The sequence below is a fragment of the Peribacillus sp. TH16 genome, from assembly GCF_016651095.1.
GTDB classification, from domain to species: Bacteria; Bacillota; Bacilli; order Bacillales; family DSM-1321; genus Peribacillus; species Peribacillus butanolivorans.
In genome coordinates this window covers 1,639,428-1,664,041 of the sequence record NZ_JAEKEM010000002.1, presented here as the reverse complement: position 1 = coordinate 1,664,041, position 24,614 = coordinate 1,639,428, and the positions used below count along the sequence as shown (strand labels likewise).

Genomic DNA, 24,614 nt, shown 5'->3' with positions numbered 1-24,614 from the left:
TAAGCATAGGAAAATAATAAATTATTAGCGAGATATAAAAGGATTGTCGGTTACCCAAAAACGCCATGGATAGTCCTTCGCTTCTCCGGAGTTGCCAATGCCGATTCGGGGTCCGCTGGATATGTGCTCAGGCTTTTTTCCAGAAGCAAGATAAAGCGGCTTTTTTGTGAAAGGTTGACCATAATCGGCCATAGTAATGCCTAGTGCTTTGGATAACTTTCCAGGTCCGTTCGTCAACTTTCGAAAATCAGCAAGCCCACGTCTTTCATGCATTAACTCAAGCCCTGAATAGGGTTCCACAGCCCGGATTAAGATGGCTTCCGGCTTATCCAGCCCACCGCTTACGACATTGACAAGCGTATGGGTGTGCATGACGTATGTATAGATCATTCCGGACTTTCCGAACATCACTTCAGTCCGCTTCGTCCTTCTATTTCCAAAACTATGTGCAGCCCTATCTTCCGGTCCCATATAGGCTTCGGTTTCAACAATAAATCCAGAAGCGATTCCTTCTGATGTTTCTTTTACCAGCAGGCAGCCGAGAAGGGATTTTGCCAGCACGAGCGTTGGCTGCTGATAAAACTCCGGTGGTAATATTGAATGGAAATTTGTATCCTTTAGCATAGTATCACTCCATATAGTCTCTTATAGATAAAATTCCCTTATTGTAGAAAAAGAAACCTAGGGATGAAGGAAAGTAAAAAGACCGGCTGGAAAGGCGCCGGTCTCTATGTTAATCATTTATTAACCTAAATCTTTTTCCGCTTCTTGATCTCTTTTGATTTTTCCGGAACCAACTGAAAGAGCAACTAATATTCCGACAGAGACAAAAAAGATACCAGTGACAAATACACTTGAAAATGCATCAATCCAGGCATTTTCAATGGTTTTTATAATGATATTGCTGACTTCAGCCGGCAACTTCAGATTCTCAGGATAGAGCATGATATTGAACAAATTATCTGTTTTATCGGCAAGTGCCTTCAATGCTTCTTGTATTAGGGTATTTTTTTCACTAACAACCGCGTCATCCATATTTTGCTGTAGATTGTGATTCATGACTGCATTCAAAATCGTAATGCCCATCGTTCCGCCTATTGATCTAAAGAAGGTCGAGGCTGCAGTGACCGATCCTAACTGTGATTTTGGAAATTCATTTTGAACGGCAATCATCAAGGTCGGCATAACAAGACCCATTCCCACACCTAAGACAGCCATGAAGGAATAAGCGGTCAGAATGGTAGTTTCACCATCCATCGTACTCATTAGGAAAAAGCCGAGAGTCGCAATGGCCATTCCAAAGGTAAGCACGGTACGAAAACGAAATTTTAACAACAGCCGCCCGCCAACGACACTAGAAAGAATCAACCCGATCATCATCGGAGTCATGGTCGATCCGGCTTTTGTTGGTGACACTCCTAAAACTCCTTGCATGAACAGTGGGACAAACATGATAGCCCCGAACATACCCAGACCTAGCAAAAATCCTAAGATATTCGTGGTGGCAAAAACTCTATTTTTAAAGAGAGATAAATCAAGAATTGGTTCAACTGCTTTTCTTTCAAAAATGATAAATAGGACAATAAAGACAAGGGTGCTGCCGAAAATCAAGAGAGATTCAAGTGATATCCATTCGAATTTATCACCCCCGAATGTTAAGCCCAATAAAAGCAGGACAATACCTGGAATTAAGGTGAAAATACCAAGGAAATCGATATTCACTTTCTCTGTTTTTTGAATCGCTTCGTTCTTCAACCCGACATAAATCAAAATCGCTGATAATAATCCCGTCGGTACATTAATGAGGAAGATCCAATGCCAGCTGATATGGTCGACAATCAGTCCACCCAGAAAAGGACCAATTACAGAACTTAAGCCAAAAAGGGCTCCGAATACACCCTGCCATTTGGCTCTTTGTTCAGCAGTGAAAATATCGCCGATAATCGTTTGGGATAAGGGCATGATCATCCCGCCCCCGATTCCTTGCAGCCCCCGATAGATAATCAGCTGCTCCATCGAAGTGGCAGTGGCGCATAAAAAAGAACCAATCGTAAAAATAACTGTACCAATCAAATAAAGGGAACGTCTGCCATATAAATCTGAAAGCTTCCCAACAATCGGTACAACGGTCGTAGAGGCAATTAAATAGGCAGTCGTCACCCATGCAAAGATAGTGAAACCATTCAATTCCCCAATAATCGTTGGCATTGCTGTCCCGACGATTGTCTGTTCCAATGAACTGAAAAACATTCCAATGATCAATCCTGTTAAGACAAGCTTGGTATTGACTGCTCTTTTCTCGATTTGCATTTCATTTCTCCATTTCCTTAAACTGTTTTCCTTTTTTCAATGACTAATAGGTCAAAATTATATAGTGAAAATGACTTATAAGTCAATCCTTTTTTTTCGCTGAAAAAATCAGTTGCATAAGTCGTTTATTCGTCTATTTCATCTTAGTAATTCGACTAGAAATATGCAATTCCTTCCTAATCTAAATATCTGCGACGTGTTTCCATTTGCCATATCCGATATAATAAGAGAGAGTATAGATGAACTTATGATTGGAAGTGTAAGATATGAATAAAAAAATCGGGTTTATTGGATGCGGTAAAATGGGAGCGGCAATGCTTGAAGGCATGTTGCGCTCGGAAGTCATCTCACCTGAAAATATAATGGTCAGCACAGCAAGTGTTGAGACTTTGACGAAGATCACCTCGAAATATAAGATTGAAGGCTGTTTAGATAATAAAGAGGTAGCCGGTTTTGCCGATTTGCTCTTTTTAGGGATTCAACCCGCCATGCATAAGCAAGTGCTCGACGAAGTTAAGATTCATGTGAAAGAAGGAGCTGTGATCATTACAATGGCAGCTGGAATAACTACATCACAAATTGAGGAAGGTTTGGGAAAACCAGTGAAGGTTGTCCGAACGATGCCAAACACTCCTTCCCTTGTCGGTGAAGGCATGACGGCAATCAGCATTAATCGTGAAATCACAGCAGCTGATATTACTGATGTTACTACACTGTTGAATTCTTTTGGAAAAACAGAGCTTATACATGAAGATTTGATGGACGCAGTGCCAGCAATTAGTGGATCCTCACCGGCTTATGTATACATGTTTATCGAGGCGCTTGCGGATGGAGCGGTTCGTGACGGTATTCCACGAAAACAAGCATATCGAATGGCCGCACAATCTGTAATGGGTGCTGCTAAAATGGTGCTTGAAACAGAAAAGCATCCTGGCGCTTTAAAGGACGATGTATGCACTCCGGGGGGGGCAACAATATCTGCGGTTGCTTCTTTAGAGGAGAATCAGTTCAGAGCTAGTATTTTACAAGCGATGAAAGCCTGTACAGATAGAACGAAGGGGCTCGGACAGTAAGAATTATAGATTGCCTATTCTCAGGCAATCTACTTTTTTACATAATATTATCAGAATGTTTAGTTAAAAAAGAGGGGGAAGCAGAATGAATATATATTATATAGAGGATTTAAGAAAGATACTAACGGAAGAACAAGTCACGGTGAATGAAACTATATTAGAGCAGCACAGTCATGATGAATCGTATCATACTCCGCACTTACCGGATATGGTCGTTTATCCAAGAAGTGCTGTAGAAGTGAGCGCAGTCATGCGTTATGCGAATGAACATGAAATACCAGTCATTCCTTTTGGTCTAGGTTCGAGTTTAGAAGGACATGTGGTTCCAATTAAAGGGGGAATTTCGCTCGATTTATCCTTGATGAATCAGGTGTTGGAAATCAGGGAAAGTGATTTTTTGGTGAAGGTCCAACCAGGTGTGACACGGACGCAGTTGAATAAAGAATTGAAAAAATACGGATTGTTCTTTTCTGTCGACCCCGGAGCCGATGCGACATTGGGAGGGATGGCAGCTACGAATGCAAGTGGCACAACTTCGGTCAAATATGGCATAATGCGCGATCAGGTTCGGGATTTGGAAGTGGTTCTAGCAAACGGTGAAATTATCCATACCGGTAGCTTAGCTACAAAATCATCATCTGGGATACATTTAAATGGCTTATTTGTCGGTTCGGAAGGCACGCTAGGTGTATTTACTGAACTGACTCTAAAGGTGTACGGCATTCCTGAAGTAACAATGGCAGGGAGAGCTTCATTTCCAACCGTTGAACAAGCAGTATCTGCCGTCAATGGAATCATGCTTGCTGGGATTCCAATTGCGCGTATTGAATTGGTCGATGCCGAGTCTATTAAAAAAGTAAATCAATTTATGGACAAACTTTATGAAGTCAAACCAACATTATTCTTGGAGTTTCACGGGAATTTTGCCGGACTAGAACAGGATGTCAATTTTGCTAAGGAAATCGTAAGTGATTTTGGCTGTGAGGATATCCAGTTTGAAACGGATTCAAAAGCGCGAAATGCATTATGGGAAGCTCGCCATAATCTTGCATATGCTTTTATTCACAGTGCTCCGGGTAAGAAGCTGATGGTCACGGACGTAAGTGTGCCCCTCCATGAATTGTCGAATGCCATATTAGAAACTAGGAAAAAAGTCGAACAATCCAAAGTAGAAGGAGCGATTGTGGGCCATGTGGGTGATGGAAATTATCATGTGTTATTTATGATTGATCTAAGTAATCCAGAGGAAGTGAAAGAAGCGAAGCGGTTAAATGAAGAAATAGTTGAATATGCCTTAGCGAAAGGCGGTACATGTACGGGTGAACATGGGGTTGGGCTTGGAAAATCCAAATATCAGCGGAGAGAGCATGGAGCGGCGTATGAGGTGATGAAAACGATCAAGCAGGCCTTGGACCCGAATGGAATAATGAATCCAGGGAAGATTTTTGTAGATTGATAGATGAAACATGAAAGAGGGGGCTTTAGGCACCCTCTTTCTGAAACGACAAAAGAGGGGAACTGTATGATGAAGAGAAAAATCTTAACAGGGGTACAAGATGTTCAAGATACAAACAAAAAATACTAATAAAGTAATCATTGTACTGCATGAAATTTACGGGGTTAATCAACATATGAAGGATTTTTGTGAGTTATTATCAGAACAGAACTTTGATGTCATTTGTCCAAACTTTTTGCAACGGGAAGAACCATTTGCTTATGTGCAAGAAAAAGAAGCATATCTTAATTTTATGGATAATGTAGGTTTTACTAAGGCATCGAACAAAATAAAAAAGATAATATTGAAAGCTAATGAGGAATACTCAAAAATATTCATCATTGGATTTAGTATAGGGGCGACAATTGCTTGGTTATGTAGTGAGGAGATATTTGTTGATGGAATAGTAGGATATTATGGCTCCCGCATAAGGGATTATTTAGAAAAAGCACCAAAATGCCCTACATTGCTGATCTTTCCTCAAGAAGAACGATCGGTTGATGTAGACGAGTTAGTTTTACATCTAGATAAAGAGAATATCGAGATACATACATTTAATGGTTTTCACGGTTTTAGTGACCCGTTTTCTCCTAAATATAATCTAGAATCAGCAGAAAAAGCCAGTAGCCGAGTTATTAAGTTTTTACTAAAGTCATAAGTAACTGTAGCGGGAAGAATCCCGTTTAAGTGAAATAAAAAAAGACTCCAGACGCGATGAACGTCTTTGGAGTCTCCTTATTATTATGCGTTGATATTATTTGGGTTTAAAGCATTTTCAACACTAACATAGTTGTAGCCTAGGTCTGATGCAACAGCTTCGAACGTGATTTCTCCATTGGCTACATTGACGCCTTTTGCAAGGGCATCGTTTTCAAGGATTGCTTTGATGGCGCCTTTGTTGGCAATTTGCAGTGCGAAAGGTACAGTTACGTTCGTTAAGGCAACTGTAGATGTTTGAGGCACTGCTCCTGGCATATTTGCCACCGCGTAATGAACTACTCCATGTTTAACATAAGTAGGGTTATCATGTGTTGTTATGTGGTCAACCGTTTCAAAGATACCGCCTTGGTCGATAGCAACATCGACAATGACTGAACCTGGAGACATTGATTTAACCATTTCTTCAGTAACGAGCTTAGGAGCTTTTGCACCTGGAATCAGAACTGCACCGATCACTAAATCAGCTTCTTTGACTGCTTCAGCTATATTATAAGGATTTGAAATGAGTGTAGTTAGTTCATTTCCGAAAATATCATCCAATTGGCGAAGGCGATCAGGACTTAAGTCAAGAATGGTAACATCTGCGCCTAATCCAATAGCGATTTTAGCTGCATTTGTTCCAACCATACCGCCGCCGACGACAGCGACTTTACCACGTTTAACTCCAGGAACTCCGCTTAATAGAATTCCTTTACCACCGTTATTTTTTTCAAGGAACTGAGCACCGATTTGCGCTGCCATACGTCCAGCCACTTCACTCATTGGTGTCAATAAAGGAAGTGTACGGTTTATTGCAACCGTTTCATAAGCAATGGCCAAGACACCGCTTTCTTTTAGAGCCTGTGCAAGAGCTGGTTCAGCTGCAAGATGCAGATATGTGAAAAGAATTAAATCTTTACGGAAATATTTATATTCAGATGAGATAGGTTCTTTTACTTTCATGATCATTTCTGTGCTTGACCAAACGCTAGCAGCGTCCTCGACTATAACAGCTCCAGCTTCTTGATATGATTCATTTGTAAAACTGCTTCCTAATCCTGCGTTCATTTCGATTAATACTTCATGTCCCGCATTGACTAATGCTACAACCCCAGCTGGAGTGATAGCTACACGGTTTTCATTGTTTTTAATCTCTTTCGGAATTCCTATTCTCATCTTAATCCCTCCAATAATTTGTTTTACTATTTGTATCACAAGTATAATGGGAAAAAGAAACAGTTAGTATGTGGAAATCAGAAAAAGGAAAAAGGTGTATTTGTGGAATTCCACAAACGCAGTATCAATAATTATGGACTTGCCAGGGTTAAGAGCTTAGTTTAGATAGTTAACGTGAGAAAACATTACGCTGAAATCTTAATTTTTTGCAACCGGTTCATGCATTCGCTCCAAAATCCTTCTTTTCTTATATAGCATTATTCCCGTATCGGCCATATCAGCGATCATAGAGCGATTGGTAATGGCACCAAAGATTATTCCAGCAACAGGTACCATTTGCAGAAGCTTTTTCCAACCAAACTGATCACGATATGTATAAACAACTTCCCGCCATCCTTGCAATTCAGAAGCAAGTTCTCTTTTGGATTCAGATTCGGGAAGGTGCATATTCGACAATTCCTTTAACAGTGCCTTTTTTCCGACAACATCTGATGTAGTAAATTGTAGGCATTTGACGATGAAAATACGCTCCTGACGGTCTCGTGGATTGTAGCCGTAAGAGAGAGCGATTTCCTGAAGTGTCTTGATTGACATACCAAGAAGAAAGGGGATGTCAATGGCTAGGGTGAAGATTCCACCTATGCCAGTAGTAGCACCCTGAACTGTGGCCAATTTACTTCCGGAATTTTTAATCTCTTGACTAACACTGTCCATAATATGAAGGGGAAGTTTTGAAACATCTTCTATGGAGGAAACATTCAGTTCAGGATTCTTGGCCTGCAGCTGATTTAGAATATTGGATTCCTTTGTTAAATATTGTCCTCCGGTTTGAATATAGCTACCGATTTCATCGAGCATGACACCAAGCTTTTTCTGTATGAAGTCCGGTGTTAGCTTGTCTAAAAGTTTGAAGGGGAGACGTCCAATTCGTTCCCAAAACCATAACCCATTCTGGTCTTTTTCCCATTTTTCAATGATTTTTAATTCTTTCTCAAGTTCTTCATTCGATTCTAGATTCATTTAACCAACCTTTCCATTTATTTATTTTTTCCATATGTTGATGGAATATTTCAATTTTTCTTGTGAAATTTGTCAAATTCATAAAGTTTAATATCTAGAAATAGAGACATTTTTTGAATCGGATCTTTTAAACGAATATTTCCTACTTCTGTAATCCGTTTTAAACGGTAATTTAAGGTATTCACATGGATATGAAGATTTCTTGAAGCTTCATTTGGATTGCAGTCTTTCTCTAAATAGACAGTAAGTGTTTGCAGTAATTCTGTCTGGTTTTTCAAGTCATAAGCTCTTAGCTTCAAAATAGAAGGATGAGCGTGACGTTGTTTGTTGTTTGCAAGAGTTTCAATCATTTGAAACATGCCTAGCTCTTCATAATGTAAAATAAGCTTCATATCATGAGGAAAAATATTTTTCATTTTTAAGGTATATTGAGCTTCTTCATAGCTTGATTTTACATCCATTAAGTTTTTATACATATTACCTGAAGTACCAAGGATATGTTCAACACCAAAACGCCGTTTCATTTCTAATATGAAGAAAGGAATGAAATCATAAATGGATGTGGTAAAAGAAGGGCTATTTTCTTGGTCCGATCCCGCAAAAAGAATGAGCTTGTTATGGTCAATGGCAAATAAGAACCTGTTTATCTTTTGAGTAGTCGTTAACATATAGGAAATGTAGCGTTCTACTTCGCGATTGATCTCTTTAGGGAATTCAAATACTAATATGGAAAAAACAACAGGAACTTGGATAGAAAACTTCGTGAAATTTTCTATTATTTCTGATTCTTCTTGATAATGTCCAGTTAACATACGCCAAAGAAACTCCTGATGACCTGCTTCTTTCCTTTTCTTTTTTAATTGTAATTGCTGCAACTGGTTTTTCGCTTCTTTTGCAGCAAATTGAAGAAAGTCCATATCTTCTTCGGAGAAAGGTTGATTCACTTCCAAGGCCCAAATGAAGCCAAGGACTTCATTATTTTTCCTAATAGAGACTGCCGCTCGATTACCGAGACCGACATCATTGATAGCCCCAATTTTAATAGGAGCGTCTTCTTTCAATAAAGCCGGGATAAACCCATCTTTCCATAAGCTGTTGATGACTTTTTCAGGAACGCGCCTTCCGATAATAGTCATGATGCGGGCTTGGTCGGTTGTATCATCATGCGTACTATAAGCAAGCAGGCGATGGTTACCATCCTCAATTGTAATGGGACAGCCTAAGACGGAACTGATTCTATCCGCAAACTCCATCATATCTCCATAAAGGTCTTTAAAAATATCTCTATTTGTGAATTCCTTCATTATTATTTTGCCCCTCGCTTAAAAGATTCCTTTTTCTTTAAATTTTAAACGATTAACAGTGTTTTAGCATAGGATTATATCCATGTTTTTTACGGGAGAAACAGAAAATCCCTACCGATGGAAACCGGAAGGGATTTTTATTTTAGAAAAGGAAATTAATCAAAAGATAAAGCAAACCTGCTAATGTTGCTGAGATAGGAATGGTAATGAACCAGGTAACAATCATTCTTCTTGCCGTTCCCCATTTTACGCCCTTAACACGGTGGGCTGAACCAACTCCAAGAATCGAAGAAGAAATAACATGTGTTGTACTAACTGGCATGTGTATCACGGTCGCGCCAAAAATGATGAAGGCCCCGGTTAAATCCGCTGCAACACCATTGACAGGGCGGATCTTCATAATCTTGCCGCCAACTGTTTTAATGATTTTCCATCCGCCAACAGAAGTTCCAAGTCCCATTGCTAACGCACAGGAAAATTGAACCCAGAAGGGGATGTCAGTACTTGTTGCATAGCCATTTGCAATAAGGGCCATCGTGATGATCCCCATGGCTTTTTGGGCGTCATTCGTTCCGTGGGTATACGATTGAAGTGCTGCAGTTGCAATCTGTATAGTACGGAATTTCTGGTTTGTTTTTGTCAGGTTATTATTTTTAAATATAACTTTAAAGATGCTGTATACGATAAATCCAATTACAAAAGCAATTATAGGGGAGAAAATCAAAGCTTGAAGAATTTTCAAAAATCCTTCCCATTTAATGCCGGCGAAACCAGCTGCTGCAATGGCGGCACCTGCAATCGAACCAATCAATGCGTGGGATGAACTGCTTGGTATCCCGTAATACCATGTAAGGAGGTTCCATATAATAGCGGCAAGCAAAGCTGCCAAGATTACATATGAACCATTTGGAAGCGTGAACGGATCCACAATATCCTTAGTTATGGTCTTCGCTACGCCTGTAAACGTCATAGCTCCGACGAAGTTCATGATGGCTGCCATGACAATGGCATGCCGAGGTTTCATGGCCTTTGTTGAAACAGCTGTAGCAATTGCATTTGCTGTATCATGGAAACCATTGATGAAGTCAAATGCTAAAGCAAAGAAAACGATTAATATAGTTAAAATTAATAAAGTATCCATTTATGGGGGTACTCCTTAGGCGTTTTTCATTATGATTGTTTCAAGTGTATTGGCCACAGCTTGACAGTGATCAGCGATCTCTTCAAGGCTTTCGTATATTTCTTTATATTGAATGATTCTGATTGGATCCTTTTCAACCGTAAACAAGTTTTTGATCGATTGACGTTGGATTCCGTCACAAACAGATTCAAGGTCTTTAATTTTAATTGCATTTTCACGAATCATTGGTAATTTTTTTGTGGAAAGTGTATCGACAGCTATTTCAATCTCATACGTACACTCTTTAATTGCATCCACAAATTTAAGCATATACTCATCAGCATTGACGATGGAGTACATTTCGAATAATGCGGCGCAGTGTTCCAAACCGTCTATGACATCATCCATTCTCATGGTTAATTCTAGGATATCCTCACGTTCGATAGGAGTGATGAAGGCATTGTTTAGTTCTTTAATTACGTTATGAACCATTGAATCGCCTTTATGCTCATAATCTTTCATAGTATCTGAAAATACTTTTAGATCGGAGATATTCTTCAGTTTATAATCCGCGAAATAGTCAGCACCTTCTTTAAGGTTTTGAGCGATGTTAAAAAGCATTACTGCGAATTTGTCTTTTTTAGATTTAAAAGCCATGTTAAGCCTCCCAATTAGTCATGCAATTTTTACATAAAATTATTATACGCTTAGTATTAACAAGTTGATTGTAACGAATTCATGTAGTATGAGGAAAGGTTTTTCGACGAAAATTTACAAAATCTTAATAAAACTTTACAATCGAAAACAAGGATAAGTAAAAAATGGGAATCAGTTACACTTAAAAGGGCGAAATCATAAAAAAACCTTCCCAATATGGAAAGGTTTAAGGTTTTATAAAAATAAAGCAATTAGATAATAAATCAATCCGGCTAAAGAAGCTGAAATCGGCAAGGTTATGAACCAAGTGATTAACATACTTTTAGCTGTTCCCCATTTTACACCTTTGATACGGTGTGCAGAACCTACCCCAAGTATGGATGAAGAGATGACATGTGTCGTACTGACCGGCATATGCAGGAATGTAGCACCGAAAATTATCGCTGCACCGGTCATATCGGCAGCGACCCCATTTACTGGACGTATTTTCATGATCTTACCGCCCACCGTTTTAATGATCTTCCAACCACCGATTGAGGTACCAAGCGCCATTGCGATTGCGCACGATAATTGCACCCAAAAGGGGACATCAGAGCTAGAGGCATATCCGTTAGCCATTAAAGCCATAGTGATGATACCCATGGATTTTTGAGCATCATTTGTTCCGTGTGTATAAGACTGAATTGCCGCTGTAAGAATTTGTATTCTCCTAAATCGCTTGTTAGTCTTACCTAAATTATTATTTTTGAAAATTACCTTAAAGATGTTGTACACAATAAATCCAAGTGTAAAGGCAAGAATCGGAGATAAAATTAATGCTTGGACGATTTTGGTGAATCCACTCCATTTAATCGTATCGAAACCTCCAGCCACAATGGCAGCTCCCGCTATAGAACCAATAATAGCATGGGAAGAACTGCTTGGAATACCAAAATACCAAGTGATTAAATTCCATGTTATTGCGGAAAGTAGAGCAGCGAGGATTACATATGAGCCATTGTTTAATGTGAAAGGATCAACAATATCCTTCGTAATGGTATGTGCTACACCAGTGAATGTCAGCGCTCCTAATAAATTCATGACCGCAGCCAAAATGATCGCATGACGTGGTTTAAGCGCCTTAGTTGATACGGCTGTTGCAATAGCATTGGCTGTATCATGAAATCCATTGATAAAGTCAAAGATTAAAGCAAAGATAATAATTAGCGCGGTTAAGATGAATATAGTATTCATACATGGAAGACTCCCTTAATATTCAAGTATGTAATGAGAAAATTTAGATAGTGACCAATGAATGGGCGGTTGGACAACTTTGCAACTCCACATTATTAGAATGGAAGTTTTACGTTTGATTATTCTTTAAAGATGGCACCTTCTTCTTTTTCTTGGTTTACGGACGGACTATTCAATTGTAACTAATTTCTTATCTATAAGCATAGATATTTCGTCATTTTTTTACAAAATATTTAACTTAATGAAGGATTAAATGATAAATTTTCACTTTAAATAGAAAATTTTGGATAAAATGTTTGTTGAGTCATTTAATAAACCTTTAAATTCCGAGGCTTATGGTTAGAAATAAAAGGTAGGACGATGATATAATTGGTAAATAAAAGGTAAGGGGGATTGGCAAATGATATCAAGTATAGGGGAAACGATTACTTTACATAATGGAGTAAAAATGCCGCAGTTAGGTTTCGGTGTATTTAAAGTGAAAAATGGCAGTGAAACGGTTGAGTCCGTCAAGAAAGCAATCGAAGTAGGATACCGTTCAATTGATACGGCTGCCGTTTATGAAAATGAAGAGGGTGTAGGACAGGCTATTAGAGAAAGCGGAATACCGCGTGAAGAATTGTTCATCACATCTAAAGTGTGGAATACTGATCAAGGTTATGAAACGACCCTTCAGGCATTTGATGATAGTTTGAAACGCCTTGGTTTGGAATATTTAGATTTATACTTAATTCACTGGCCAGGAAAAGACAAATACCTGGAAACGTGGAAGGCATTAGAGAAGCTTTACAATGAAGGAAAAGTGAAATCAATCGGTGTAAGTAATTTTCATGTCCACCATTTAGAAAAATTATTAGCGAACAGTGAAATAAAACCTGTCGTAAACCAAATAGAATTACATCCACTTTTGACTCAAGTTGAAATTCGTGATTACTGCGAAAAGCATGATATCAAGGTAGAAGCATGGAGCCCGCTAGGTAGGGGGAGCTTAATAGAAGAACCGACTATCAATCATATTGCAAAGAAGCATGGAAAAAGCTCTGCTCAAGTATTAATTAGATGGCATCTCCAACATGAAATTGTCGTTATCCCTAAATCGATTACGCCGTCCCGTATCGAGGAAAATGCACAAGTGTTTGACTTTTCATTGAGTCTTAACGAAATGAATCAAATTGATGCCTTAAACAAAAATGAACGATTTGGAAGCAATCCGGATGAACTTTTGTTTTAATGATTGATGATATAGACTTTAAAGAGAACTAAAAATGATATGAGGGTGTCCCAGTAATTTCGGGGCATCCTTTTTTCGTTATATCTTTATAAACATATTTGAGCTAGATACTGCTTATACTATGAATGTGACAAAAATGTAGCATAGTGTATACCCTTTTCATAAGTCTAATAATCATTTTTTCTTTGCCAAATATTTTTTAAAAAATGAGGTTTTAGATTATTTTAACGGGGAAAATAATGAGTACAGCAGCAAACAAAAAGAAAAACACACTAACATTGAGGAGTGTCCAATCAGTTCCTCAGGGTCAATAGCTAGCTAACTTTCCCACTAACTAAAGCATTCACATTCATTAGATATTGTGCATAATCGGCATCATACCATTTGAGTGAAAAGGTTAATGAATTGAACAGGACATGAATATTTGGAAGTGATGAGATTTCTTGAAGTCTGCTGTAGAACAGGAAAATATCTGTCTGGTATAAAAATACAACTACTTAAGGAGGAAATATATTATGGGATTTTTATGGTCATTAATTATCGGAGGTATTATCGGTTGGTTAGCAGGTATGATAGTAGGACGTGACGTTCCATTTGGTATCATTGGTAACATCATCGCTGGTTTTGTTGGTGCATGGTTAGGTTCATTAATTCTTGGGAACTGGGGACCTTCAGTAGCAGATTTCGCTATTATTCCTGCATTAATTGGAGCAATTGTATTTGTCTTCATATTAAGCTTGATCTTAAAAGGCATGAGAAAAGCTTCTTAAATATCACAATAAAAGCTGGCCCAAGTGGCCAGCTTATTTTTTTGATTCATAATCCTTACTATGCAGCTTTAGAAACGGCTGCTTATAATGATAGAATTTTAAGAAAACTGACTCCTACTTATTTGGAGTCAGCTTTTTTTGTATATTAGAGAGTCTCAAATATCCCGGACTTATCTAAGAAAGGTGCTTCTATTATCATTTTTTCTTCGGAAATTGGATGGATAAATTCAATTTTTCGAGCATGAAGGGCTTGCCGTGGAAAGGTATTTTTTCCGCCGTACAAGGTATCACCAGCCAAGGGGTGATTTAAGTGGCTAAAGTGCACCCTGATTTGGTGGGTGCGGCCGCTTTCCAAAGTGCAACTGACAAGCGTTAAGTTTTTCTTCGAATCCCGCTTAAGCACTTGGAAATGGGTAATAGCCACCTGGCCAGTAGGTGAAACCCTTCGTCTAGTAGCATGATGGCGGTCTCTACCAATTTTTTCGTTGATTTTACCTTCATTCTTTTGGATGATTCCTTCAACTAAAGCGACATATGTTCGTTTGATTTTTCTTTCTTCCAGCATTCTATCCAACATAGACCCAGTGAGGCGATCTTTGGCAAAAAGAACGGCTCCAGTGGTATCTTTATCAAGCCTATGAATATGCTTAATCATACAGGTTTGGCCGGTGTTCTGAAGGTGGTACCCTACACCATTGATAAGCGTATGTGTATCGCCGGGTTGAGAAGGGTGGGTATCCATTCCTGCCGGTTTATTGGCAATCAATAATAGGTCATCTTCATATAAGATAGAAATCCCTAAATCTACAGCTTTAACGGTTTCATTTTCAGCATTCATTAAAGGAATGCTAATCGTATCGCCTTCGGAAAGAGTAGTTGTCCATGAAACAGTATTTCCGTTCAATTTTACTTCTTTACTCATTCTCCACTCATGCACCAATTTCTTTGGCGCCTTCCAGTGGTCCTTAAAAAGCTTATCTAATGTTAATCCATTCCAACTTTGAAGAACTTCAATTGATAATATTTGGTTTGTTATATTAAAATGTCCCAATATAATTCCTACTTTCGACTTATGTGATTGTAATTAATTGAAAAAAATATATAATGATTACAAATAAAAGTAAAATTAGTAACATTAGACCTATTGTTTAGAATTCAGTGGCGAAAATTACCACGTCTTTTTTACAATATTTATGTTATTCTAGAGGGAAAGAAATCGCTTGTCCTAGAATATACATACTATTAGATAGGTCTAATGGATCTAAAAAAGGTGGTTTTTTTAGTGAAGACGGTCTTTTCTTCAACCGAAGAACAAGAGCAAGAAATTGCGAGTCTCGTTGCACGTTTCTACAAATCTGTATTTCCTAAATACTTCACAGAAAATGAAATTATTCATTTTCGGGAGATAGGCGTTTTGCAGCCGAATAAAAGTACATTTACCTACTTTGCAACACTAAGAGACGCATTTCAAGTAATGGCATGCCTTCAAGTCCTCTTGTCCATTCTAGACAAAAAGAAGATAGAGGATTCTTTTATAATTGATTCTAAATTTGAAGAATTGTTTCAACATAACATTACTCTATTGAATGAATGCGGAATCTTTTTCCCTTTTTATTATGACCATTTTACACGTATAAACCATGAAGCAAGTAAAGATATGCAAATGATGGATATTCAGGTGGCGAATCAATATTTAGTATAAAACATTAAAAATGAGCCGGCTATAACGGAAATACTTTTCCCGTTATAGCCGACTCATTTTTTTCTATCCTTAATTAATATCATTGTCCTCAAACCATTTTTTGAAGGTTTGTTCTTCGTTATAGCCAACTATACGTTCTTGTTCTTTTCCATTTTTAAAGTGAACAATTGTCGGCGTGCTTTTGATGCCATAATCGCTCCAGCCTTGTTCAAACTCCAATAAATTGTATTGAACGAGATCGATACCCATCTCTTCAGCCAACGGAGCTACGATAGGTGTAGTTTTTTGACAGTGAGGGCACGTAGGACTATAAAAATAAACAGTCATTTCTTCTTTATCTTGAAGGTCATTCTCTAATTCTTCGGGAAGGATCAGATTTTGATAATTTGGGTCATCCAATTGATCGACGGTGGCGGATTTAAGATGCTCTTTGCCATACGGATTTCCTTTTGATTTTTCTTCTTTTTTATAGTTTGTCAAAACGCCTAGTATGACAAAAAGCGCGACGATTATCACTAAAAATATAACCATTTTCTTCATTAAGCTGCAACCTCCTTGGATCTTGTCCATACGATGTAACTGCATATGAAAATAATGACAAATGCAGTTAAAGCTAGGAACGGGATGGTAATAAAACCAAAAACGTTAATATATTGTCCTGTACAGGGAACCCTTCCGCATGCTAGGGTATGTTCGGAAAAAAATGAAACCTTTTGTATTAAATAATGATAAGTTGAAATAAATGCACCAATTGCAGATAATATCATGGTATAGAAGCTGATCCAATAATCTTTTCGAATGATTGCAATTCCTAAAATGATTGTAAAAGGATACATGATAATCCGCTGATACCAACAAAGCATACATGGTTCATATTGCTTAATCTCAGAAAAATATAAACTTCCAAGCATAGCAATGATGGAAGCAGCCCAGGCTACAAATAATATATTCTCCCCGCTGCGTTTTGTATTGTTCATCGATCCTCTTCCCCATCTCTTTTTTCTCTTATGAAAATTATAGTATGTATGGATGCGGTCTGTAAAATATATATTCTTTTTATGGGGGTACAGAATAGATTTGGACGCGGGAAGAATTGAAAACTTTAAAAGAGTGGCAGTTAGCTTAACAGATAATAGGTAATTAAACCCGATTTAACAGAAGTAATGATGGTACGATAAGGCTACCCAGTAGGCGAATTGGCAGTAAGAAAGGTAATAAAAAATAGAGATGTTATCTATATGCCTCCGAAAGGAAGAAAAGTAATGTTTTATCTAGGAAGTATTGAATAGGCTGGAGAAGGTTCAGTTGTTTTAATTTTTGAATAAGGGGTATAATTCTTATGGAAGAGATTAAAGGAGTTTGAGGAAAATGCCTAATTTGGACCTGCATAAATATGAAAAAATAATGGAAATACGTAACATGAGGCTAGGGGACATTGATGAAATAATTGCTTTACAATCTAGTTGCTTTCCTGGAATGGATCCATGGAAGCGCGATCAGCTTGAAAGTCATCTGGAAATTTTTCCAGAAGGACAATTTGTAGCTGAATATGATGGAAAAGTGATTGGATCATGTTCTAGCCTCATTATTAATTTTGACGAATATGATGATCGCCATACATGGGATGATGTAACCGATAATGGATACATCACGAATCATAATCCGGACGGTTATAATTTATATGGAATCGAGGTCATGGTCCATCCTAAATTCCGCAGGATGAAAATTGGTCAAAGACTATATGATTCAAGAAAAGAACTTGTTGCCCATTTGAACTTAAAAAGCATCATTATTGGCGGCAGGATTCCTAATTACCATAAACATGCGGAGGAATTGCTACCAAGAGAATATGTGAAAGAAGTGCAATTACATAAAATATATGATCCGGTTCTATCGTTCCAGCTTTTAAATGGCTTCACGCTCATGAGGATAAATCCTAATTATTTGCCTGATGATTTGCAATCCAATAAATATGCTACACTCATGGAGTGGAATAACGTTGATTATCAGCCGAAAACAAAACGTTATTATAAAACATCTGAACCGGTACGTATCTGCGTCGTGCAATACATGCTGCGTAAAATCGATTCATTCGAAGACTTCGCTAACCAAGTCGAGTATTTCACCGACGTTGCTTCGGATGCTAATGCGGATTTCGCCGTATTCCCGGAATTGTTCACGACCCAGCTGATGTCTTTCTTAAATGAAAGATCACCAAGCTTGGCAGTACGGAAACTGTCAGATTTCACGGAACAGTATATTGAATTGTTTACCACTTTAGCTGTAAGGTATAACGTCAATATAATTGGCGGTTCTCATTTCGTTAAAGAAGACGACGATAATATCTATAATATAGCCTATTTATTCCGCCGTGATGGGACAATTGAAAAGCAATATAAAATTCATATTACACCGAATGAAAGAAAATGGTGGGGCATCAATGCTGGTGACCGTGTACGCGTCTTTGATACAGACTGTGGAAAGATCGCCATTCAAATTTGTTATGATATTGAGTTCCCGGAACTTGCTCGGATTGCGACTGATATGGGAGCCAAGATTATTTTTACGCCATTTTGTACGGAAGACCGACAAGGTTATCTGCGTGTTCGCTATTGTGCTCAGGCCCGTGCAGTGGAAAACCAAATTTATACGGTTATTTCTGGGACTGTCGGGAATCTGCCGCAAACGGAAAATATGGATATCCAATATGCACAATCAGGGATTTTCGCCCCGTCGGATTTTGAATTTGCACGTGACGGGATTGTTGGGGAAACGAGCCCGAATCTTGAGATGGTTCTGATTGGCGATGTTGATTTAGAGATATTAAGACGTGAGCGACAATCGGGTACCGTAAGACAATTAAAAGATAGACGCCATGATATTTACAAACTACATTATCAAAAAGGTGAAAAATAAAGATTTAAACTAGCTCGTGATGAAAAAGCCATGCTCGATGTGGCTTTTTTTATTACGAGCCTTTACTTCATTTATTGGGAAAAATGTGATAATTTTGTTATAGAAACAGATACATAAAAGTTTTTAAAAAAAGGTCGTTGAGAGGGGATGTCAGAGATGGACTGGAAATCAGTATACACCACTTGGGCAGGGTATCAGAATTTAAATGGGGAATTACGTGTCTTGCTTGAGGAAATGCAACAGGATGAAGCTAAACTCGAAGATGCCTTTTATAAGAATTTAGAATTTGGAACAGGCGGTATGCGTGGAGAAATTGGAGCAGGAACCAACCGAATGAATATTTACACTGTAAGAAAGGCTACGGCTGGATTGGCTCAATATATTTCAACGTTCGGGGAAGAGGCAAAAGGGAGAGGTGCTGTCATTGCTTATGATTCAAGACATAAGTCTCCGGAATTTGCACTCGAAGCAGCTAAAACCTTGGCTACATTTGGCGTAAAGGCTTATTTATTTGATGAATTACGCCCAACTCCAGAATTGTCATTTGCTGTTCGCAAGCTAAATGCATTTGCTGGGATTGTCATCACAGCGAGTCATAATCCACCTGAATATAATGGTTACAAGGTTTATGGATCAGATGGAGCACAGTTACCTCCGGAAGCTGCTGACCAAGTGATTAGCTACGTGAATGCCATTGAAAGTGAACTTGATATACAAATTAAAGAAGCTAAAGATCTTAAAGAGCAAGGGCTTATTGAAATAATCGGGGAAGAACTGGATGCAGCTTATAATAAAGAGTTGCTCACAGTTCCTGAAAATCCACAGCTTGCTGAGGAAATAGATGTATCACTAGTCTTTACTCCACTTCATGGAACGGCAAATAAATCAGTCCGACGTGCCCTGCAGAGCTTAGGGTATCAAAACGTCCATATCGTTAAGGAACAGGAATTACCGGATCCAGACTTTTCAACGGTCAAATCTCCAAATCCGGAGGAACCTGCAGCATTTGAATTGGCCATCGAGCTTGGAAATAAAGTCGAAGCGGACCTATTGATTGCGACAGACCCAGATGCCGACCGACTTGGTATTGCCGTGAAGAACAAATCGGGCAAATATGTCGTTCTGACTGGAAATCAAACAGGTGCGCTTTTTCTAGATTATTTACTAGCTCAGAAAAAAGAAAAAGGTACGATACCTGAAAATGGAATTGTCTTAAAAACCATTGTGACTTCAGAAATCGGGCGGACAATTGCAGAGTCCTATGGCTTAAAGACGATGGATGTACTTACCGGATTTAAATTCATTGCTGAGAAAATAAATCAATATAATAAAAGTGGCGAACACAGCTTTTTGTTTGGGTATGAAGAAAGCTACGGATATTTAATTAAGGATTTTGCTCGTGATAAAGATGCTATTCAAGCAGCAGTGCTTGCTGTCGAAGTCTGTGCTTATTACAAAAAGCAGGGATTGACTCTTTATGAAGGTTTATTGAACGTCTTTGAAAAATATGGCTTCTATCTGGAAGGGTTGCGTTCATTAACGTTAAAAGGAATTGAAGGAGCGAAACAGATTCAAGGAATATTGGATCAATTCCGTCAGAACCCGCCAACGCAAATCGCAGGCATCCAAGTAGTCGTCGAGGAAGACTATCAGAGCAGCAAAAAGCATTCACTAACTTCAAATAGTGAAGAGCTAATTGAGCTTCCGAAATCAAACGTATTGAAATACTTCCTTAAAGATGGAACATGGGTATGCCTTCGTCCTTCAGGTACAGAACCGAAAATTAAATTTTATTTCGGTGTCCAAGGCAAGACGATGGGTGAATCAGAAGCTAAATTATCAGCTGTTATAGCAGACTTTATGGGTAAAATTGAAGCATTAGTCTAAAGTGATAAACAGATAAATGTAAACGAAGGGCTTCAGGTCCTTCGTTTTTTTGCGTAAAAGTTGTTTTTTAGATGAAGTTGGAATACGTTTAGTGTAATAAATGTCTCTAATTCAAGGAAATTTTTAGCTGGTTTTGATATACTGAAAAAGAGAGTAACATGGGTGAAATATTCAAATAGAAACAATGGAGGAGTATTATACATGAAATTAGTCATCATTAATGGATCACCACGTAAACAAGGGCGTACAGGGATTGCCTCTCGCTTCATTTCCAAGCAATATGGAGCAGAACTAATCGATTTAAGTAACAGTGAGATTCCTTTATATTCAGGTGAAGGCGAGCAATATCAATTGAATGTAATTCAAGATTTTCGTAAAAGTATTGAAGAAGCGGATGGAGTGATTTTGACATCTCCTGAATATCATGGTTCGATGAGTGGCGCTTTGAAAAATGCATTGGATTTTCTAAGCAGTGATCAATTTACACACAAACCAGTTGCTTTACTAGCTGTATCAGGCGGTGGTAAAGGTGGGATTAATGCGTTAAATTCTATGAGAACAGTGGGCCGAAGCCTATATGCAAATGTGATTTCAAAACAATTAGTGCTTGATCCGCATTGCTTCGATTATGAGAATGACGGTTTAACTGAAGAGCCTGCGTTACTTGTCGAGGCCTTAATTGAAGAACTTAAAATGTATGCAACTGCTTATGCAACAATGAAAAAATAATGGATGAGGGTCAGGTATAAAAATACCTGACCCTTTTTTTTAGGTTTTCACCCGCCACAGTTAAATCCCCATGAAATTAATCTTCTTGTATATATTTTCCCGTTTTGCAAAAACTATTGTTGATTTTAGCTTGGGAGTTCACTTAAATAATCACTTGTCTTTTCTGCCGCATGATCCAAATAACGAAGCAGTGCATACAGTTGAGATTGAATAATTTGATAATCATGCTCAAACCGATAGGCGTGTAAAAAATGTTCTATTTTTTTCGAAAGAAAGTGATCTTTCGTACGAACCATTAATACTAACAGGCTGTCCCAATCAGAGCGGTGTGTGTGAAACAAAGCCTGATCATAATCCGCAATTTTCATGTAGTTCTCCTCCTTAGGAGCTATTTGTATTTTGTTCAGATTGGGTAGAACATTTACTTACAATAAGTGGCGATGTATATGGGCCGCGGTTGTTGCTTTTTACCTGAATAAAAATAAAAGGTGAGAACATGAGAAAGATAATCTTAATAGTATTGATTGGTCTTCTTTTTTTTCCTGAAGCACCACGCGCAGAACAGGTGTATTCACCTGGACAAATGGAAAAGGACCTACAAGAAATTCAGAATCAGTATAAATTTGAAGTAAAAAAATTTGGAAAAACGGAAAAAGGAAAATATATAAAAGCAGTCAAGTTAGGGAAAGGGAAAAGATCCATCTTACTAGTAGGCTCACATCATGGGCGAGAATGGCTAAGCTCTATCCTGTTGATGACTATGCTAAAAGATTATGCAGCAGCCTATCAAGCGGGCAAACCAATAGGCGGGTTTCCTTCAAGTTTATTGGATGAAGTGAGCATCTGGTTTATCCCGATGCTGAATCCTGATGGAGTCAGCATTCAACAAGGAGATTTATCAAATTTGAATTTCCTTGAAAAAGCAGGGGTCTGGAGAATGAATCGATATAGTACGAATTGGTCGCGGTGGAAGGCCAACGCAAAAGGGATTGATTTAAACAGGCAATATCCGATTGGGTGGGAAGAAGTAATGAGTGATGCAAAAAAACCTACTTATCAATTTTATAAAGGGGAACAACCGCTAGAAGCTACAGAGGTTAAAGCGCTTGCGGATTTTACGAAGAAAATTGATCCCACAATTGCGGTGTCCTATCATACATCCGGCCGGGAAATTTTCTGGCATTATAAAAATAAGAGAGAGAATATGGCGAGGGATTATGGCATTGCGAAAAAAACAGCAGAATTAACAGGTTATGAACTGACCTTTCCGGAAAAGGAGGCTGTAGGCAGCGGATTTACGGATTGGTTCATAACCGAGTTCAAGCGCCCGGGAATGACAATTGAACTTAGTTATTTGGTGGATGAAACCAATCCCCCATTTTCTGTATTTCCTGAGGAATGGAAACGGAACCGGTTAGTTGGGATTATGCTTGTAAAAGAAGCGAACAAGCTGCATAACAAATGAACAATTTAACATAATAAAACTAACAGGATGTATGAGGAGGAAATGGTTTTGAAAAAAGTCATCATGATGATTTTAGGACTTCTTGTAATTTTACAATTTGGTTCCATATCAACACATGCCCAAAAACCAGATTACGAAAAATACGGAAAGATTGCAATCGCCGTCGTACAGGCCGATTACCCTGAAGTTGAGATTACTGATTATGAATATAAGGGAAGAAAAACAATAGGGGAAAATCAGGTGGAAGACGATTTTAGTTTCTTAGTCGTGGAGAAAGGCAATAAATTCAAAGTCACTGTGGCAGTCCAACATGATCTTACCAATGAAAAATTACTTAGTTTAAAGGTCACAGAACAGAAGGAAAAGTAAATTTACTCCAATATATTTTAGTATTACCTAACATCTTCGGTTTTTGAGGATGTTTTTTCTATTAACGTTGAACAATTAATCACTGAACTTTTCCGCCTTCCCACATTAGGAAAAAGATAGAAGACTAGGGAATATCGGATAAAAGTGCAGAGCATAAGGATCTGGAAAATGACCTTAGTGGAATCATGGCCTGAAAATGAAATCAGATCTATCCGTTGATTTATAAAAAATACAAAAGATCTATAGGTGATGAGGAAGTGAAATGAGGAAATTAAGCCATGATTGACTCAATCAGGGGATTTTTGGAACCTTGAATGAAAGGGTAATTGGTAAATGAAATCAAATATATAATAAGTTTACATAATTGTGATTTTAATTTCACCCTTTGTACCGCTACAATTAACTTTTCATTGCATTTATGAGCCGCTAACACGTATAGTTAGAATCAGATTGACAATATAGCATGACTTTAGGGGTATTTTATAATGAGAAAGTTTAAGAAAGTTTATGTAGAAATTACGAATATATGTAACTTGAAATGTAATTTTTGTCCTAGTTCTAGCTTGCAGAGGACACTGAAGTTTATGGATCCGGATGGTTTTACTCATGTTATTGAGAAAATCAAACCACACACCGATCATATTTATTTTCACCTGATGGGTGAACCATTTTTAAATAAAGATTTAGGAACTTTCTTGGATATTAGTGCCGAACATGATCTGAAAGTGAATATAACAACGAATGGTACTTTGATTCAAAAGGTTAAAGAAAAACTGCTTTCCAAAAAAGCACTTCGTCAGGTGAATATTTCACTTCATAGCTTTGAAGCGAATGATACGAGTAATAGTCTAGACTCATATGTGAGTAATATTGCTGACTTTATTAATGAGGCAAACGAAACAAGTGAAATGATCTGCGCAATTCGATTATGGAATATGGATACGGATGAGCTTAAGGCGAGTAATGGTCTAAACGATGATATTCTCAGTATGTTGGAGGAGAAGCTTTCGTTGGATATTCGATTAAGTGAAGCTCTTCAGGATAAGAATAATATTAAACTGAAGGACCGTGTTTATATAAATATGGCTGAAAAATTTGAATGGCCAGAATTGGACCGCGACATTATCGATGAGAATATTTTCTGTTATGCTCTAAGAGACCAGTTAGGTATCTTGGTGGACGGTACAGTTGTTCCTTGCTGTTTGGATAGTGAAGGGAAAATTCCACTGGGGAATATATTTGAATCATCTCTTGAAGAAATTATAAATGGTGAACGGGCTAAAAATATGTTTGATGGTTTTTCGAGAAGATGTGCAGTAGAAGAACTATGTAAACGATGTGGCTATGCAAAGCGTCATAAAAAATAAGAGGTAATGAAAACCACGGAGAATCTTCGTGGTTTTTTTTTTTTTGACTAATGTTTTATATTTATTTAGGTTTTTTTATTAAAAATTCTGA

General features: G+C 38.0%; 24 protein-coding genes. 12 read left to right on the top strand and 12 right to left on the bottom strand.

Features of this window, described 5'->3' with window-relative positions; all coding sequences use genetic code 11:
* Window positions 1-24 precede the first annotated feature (24 nt).
* Together JFV29_RS08050 and JFV29_RS08045 are read right to left on the bottom strand one after the other, a co-directional pair.
* Window positions 25-624, bottom strand: a complete 600-nt coding sequence (locus JFV29_RS08050; protein ID WP_201182320.1) for a DNA-3-methyladenine glycosylase — start codon at window positions 622-624, stop codon at window positions 25-27.
* A 120-nt stretch (window positions 625-744) separates the two neighbouring features.
* Window positions 745-2,310: an MDR family MFS transporter gene (locus JFV29_RS08045; protein ID WP_201182319.1), complete on the bottom strand. Its 1,566-nt coding sequence runs from the start codon at window positions 2,308-2,310 to the stop codon at window positions 745-747.
* A 266-nt stretch (window positions 2,311-2,576) separates the two neighbouring features.
* Here JFV29_RS08045 and proC point away from each other — a divergent pair, with 266 nt between their 5' ends.
* From proC to JFV29_RS08030, 3 genes are all read left to right on the top strand, one after another.
* The gene (gene proC / locus JFV29_RS08040) at window positions 2,577-3,383 is read left to right on the top strand and encodes a pyrroline-5-carboxylate reductase (RefSeq protein WP_053344709.1); all 807 of its coding nucleotides are present in this window, start codon (window positions 2,577-2,579) and stop codon (window positions 3,381-3,383) included.
* 85 nt (window positions 3,384-3,468) lie between these two features.
* Window positions 3,469-4,839, top strand: coding sequence for an FAD-binding oxidoreductase (locus tag JFV29_RS08035; RefSeq protein WP_201182318.1), 1,371 nt, complete (start codon window positions 3,469-3,471; stop codon window positions 4,837-4,839).
* A 100-nt stretch (window positions 4,840-4,939) separates the two neighbouring features.
* On the top strand, window positions 4,940-5,536 hold the full coding sequence (locus JFV29_RS08030; RefSeq protein WP_201182316.1) for a dienelactone hydrolase family protein: 597 nt from the start codon (window positions 4,940-4,942) through the stop codon (window positions 5,534-5,536).
* Window positions 5,537-5,619: 83 nt separating this feature from the next.
* Here JFV29_RS08030 and ald read toward each other — a convergent pair whose 3' ends face one another.
* The 6 genes from ald to JFV29_RS08000 form a co-directional block, all read right to left on the bottom strand.
* A complete protein-coding gene (gene ald / locus JFV29_RS08025) occupies window positions 5,620-6,753 on the bottom strand; it encodes an alanine dehydrogenase (RefSeq protein ID WP_201182314.1) in 1,134 nt (377 codons plus the stop codon).
* Window positions 6,754-6,951: 198 nt separating this feature from the next.
* Entirely contained in the window at window positions 6,952-7,773 is an 822-nt protein-coding gene (locus JFV29_RS08020; protein ID WP_201182312.1) for an EcsC family protein, read from the bottom strand.
* A gap of 50 nt (window positions 7,774-7,823) precedes the next feature.
* Window positions 7,824-9,077, bottom strand: coding sequence for a PucR family transcriptional regulator (locus tag JFV29_RS08015; RefSeq protein WP_201182310.1), 1,254 nt, complete (start codon window positions 9,075-9,077; stop codon window positions 7,824-7,826).
* A 142-nt stretch (window positions 9,078-9,219) separates the two neighbouring features.
* The gene (locus JFV29_RS08010; protein WP_201182308.1) at window positions 9,220-10,218 is read right to left on the bottom strand and encodes an inorganic phosphate transporter; all 999 of its coding nucleotides are present in this window, start codon (window positions 10,216-10,218) and stop codon (window positions 9,220-9,222) included.
* Window positions 10,219-10,233: 15 nt separating this feature from the next.
* Entirely contained in the window at window positions 10,234-10,854 is a 621-nt protein-coding gene (locus JFV29_RS08005) for a DUF47 domain-containing protein (protein ID WP_053344716.1), read from the bottom strand.
* Between the two features lie 234 nt (window positions 10,855-11,088).
* A complete protein-coding gene (locus JFV29_RS08000) occupies window positions 11,089-12,087 on the bottom strand; it encodes an inorganic phosphate transporter (RefSeq protein ID WP_056530991.1) in 999 nt (332 codons plus the stop codon).
* A 400-nt stretch (window positions 12,088-12,487) separates the two neighbouring features.
* Between JFV29_RS08000 and JFV29_RS07995 the strand changes: the two genes are divergently transcribed.
* Both JFV29_RS07995 and JFV29_RS07990 read left to right on the top strand, forming a co-directional pair.
* A complete protein-coding gene (locus JFV29_RS07995; RefSeq protein ID WP_201182306.1) occupies window positions 12,488-13,318 on the top strand; it encodes an aldo/keto reductase in 831 nt (276 codons plus the stop codon).
* 515 nt (window positions 13,319-13,833) lie between these two features.
* Window positions 13,834-14,088 (top strand): GlsB/YeaQ/YmgE family stress response membrane protein, encoded by a 255-nt coding sequence (locus JFV29_RS07990; RefSeq protein ID WP_170946860.1) that lies wholly within the window; start codon window positions 13,834-13,836, stop codon window positions 14,086-14,088.
* A 145-nt stretch (window positions 14,089-14,233) separates the two neighbouring features.
* Here the strand turns inward: JFV29_RS07990 and JFV29_RS07985 are convergent, their stop codons facing one another.
* A complete protein-coding gene (locus JFV29_RS07985) occupies window positions 14,234-15,139 on the bottom strand; it encodes an RluA family pseudouridine synthase (RefSeq protein ID WP_207205093.1) in 906 nt (301 codons plus the stop codon).
* Window positions 15,140-15,370: 231 nt separating this feature from the next.
* Here JFV29_RS07985 and JFV29_RS07980 point away from each other — a divergent pair, with 231 nt between their 5' ends.
* The gene (locus JFV29_RS07980) at window positions 15,371-15,790 is read left to right on the top strand and encodes a DUF5365 family protein (protein WP_201182304.1); all 420 of its coding nucleotides are present in this window, start codon (window positions 15,371-15,373) and stop codon (window positions 15,788-15,790) included.
* 69 nt (window positions 15,791-15,859) lie between these two features.
* Here JFV29_RS07980 and JFV29_RS07975 read toward each other — a convergent pair whose 3' ends face one another.
* Both JFV29_RS07975 and JFV29_RS07970 read right to left on the bottom strand, forming a co-directional pair.
* Entirely contained in the window at window positions 15,860-16,330 is a 471-nt protein-coding gene (locus JFV29_RS07975; RefSeq protein WP_201182302.1) for a thioredoxin family protein, read from the bottom strand.
* The gene (locus tag JFV29_RS07970; RefSeq protein WP_056530998.1) at window positions 16,330-16,767 is read right to left on the bottom strand and encodes a disulfide oxidoreductase; all 438 of its coding nucleotides are present in this window, start codon (window positions 16,765-16,767) and stop codon (window positions 16,330-16,332) included. Before JFV29_RS07970 ends, JFV29_RS07975 begins: the two co-directional genes overlap by 1 nt.
* 391 nt (window positions 16,768-17,158) lie before the next feature.
* Here JFV29_RS07970 and JFV29_RS07965 point away from each other — a divergent pair, with 391 nt between their 5' ends.
* The 3 genes from JFV29_RS07965 to JFV29_RS07955 all read left to right on the top strand — a co-directional run bounded on the left by JFV29_RS07965 (window position 17,159) and on the right by JFV29_RS07955 (window position 21,322).
* Window positions 17,159-18,706: a bifunctional GNAT family N-acetyltransferase/carbon-nitrogen hydrolase family protein gene (locus JFV29_RS07965; RefSeq protein WP_053344722.1), complete on the top strand. Its 1,548-nt coding sequence runs from the start codon at window positions 17,159-17,161 to the stop codon at window positions 18,704-18,706.
* A 156-nt stretch (window positions 18,707-18,862) separates the two neighbouring features.
* Entirely contained in the window at window positions 18,863-20,593 is a 1,731-nt protein-coding gene (locus JFV29_RS07960) for a phospho-sugar mutase (RefSeq protein ID WP_201182300.1), read from the top strand.
* 201 nt (window positions 20,594-20,794) lie between these two features.
* Entirely contained in the window at window positions 20,795-21,322 is a 528-nt protein-coding gene (locus JFV29_RS07955; protein ID WP_053344725.1) for an NADPH-dependent FMN reductase, read from the top strand.
* A 125-nt stretch (window positions 21,323-21,447) separates the two neighbouring features.
* Here the strand turns inward: JFV29_RS07955 and JFV29_RS07950 are convergent, their stop codons facing one another.
* Window positions 21,448-21,690 carry a YhdB family protein gene (locus JFV29_RS07950; protein WP_053344726.1) on the bottom strand — a complete coding sequence of 81 codons (243 nt, stop codon included), beginning with the start codon at window positions 21,688-21,690 and terminating at the stop codon, window positions 21,448-21,450.
* Window positions 21,691-21,818: 128 nt separating this feature from the next.
* On the opposite strand from JFV29_RS07950, the gene JFV29_RS07945 reads away from it, so the two are divergent.
* The 3 genes from JFV29_RS07945 to JFV29_RS07935 all read left to right on the top strand — a co-directional run bounded on the left by JFV29_RS07945 (window position 21,819) and on the right by JFV29_RS07935 (window position 24,523).
* Window positions 21,819-22,787, top strand: a complete 969-nt coding sequence (locus tag JFV29_RS07945) for a M14 family zinc carboxypeptidase (protein WP_201182298.1) — start codon at window positions 21,819-21,821, stop codon at window positions 22,785-22,787.
* A gap of 48 nt (window positions 22,788-22,835) precedes the next feature.
* The gene (locus JFV29_RS07940; protein ID WP_201182296.1) at window positions 22,836-23,156 is read left to right on the top strand and encodes a DUF3889 domain-containing protein; all 321 of its coding nucleotides are present in this window, start codon (window positions 22,836-22,838) and stop codon (window positions 23,154-23,156) included.
* Window positions 23,157-23,641: 485 nt separating this feature from the next.
* Complete coding sequence (locus JFV29_RS07935) at window positions 23,642-24,523, top strand: radical SAM/SPASM domain-containing protein (protein ID WP_053344729.1); 882 nt, start codon at window positions 23,642-23,644, stop codon at window positions 24,521-24,523.
* Window positions 24,524-24,614: the final 91 nt, after the last annotated feature.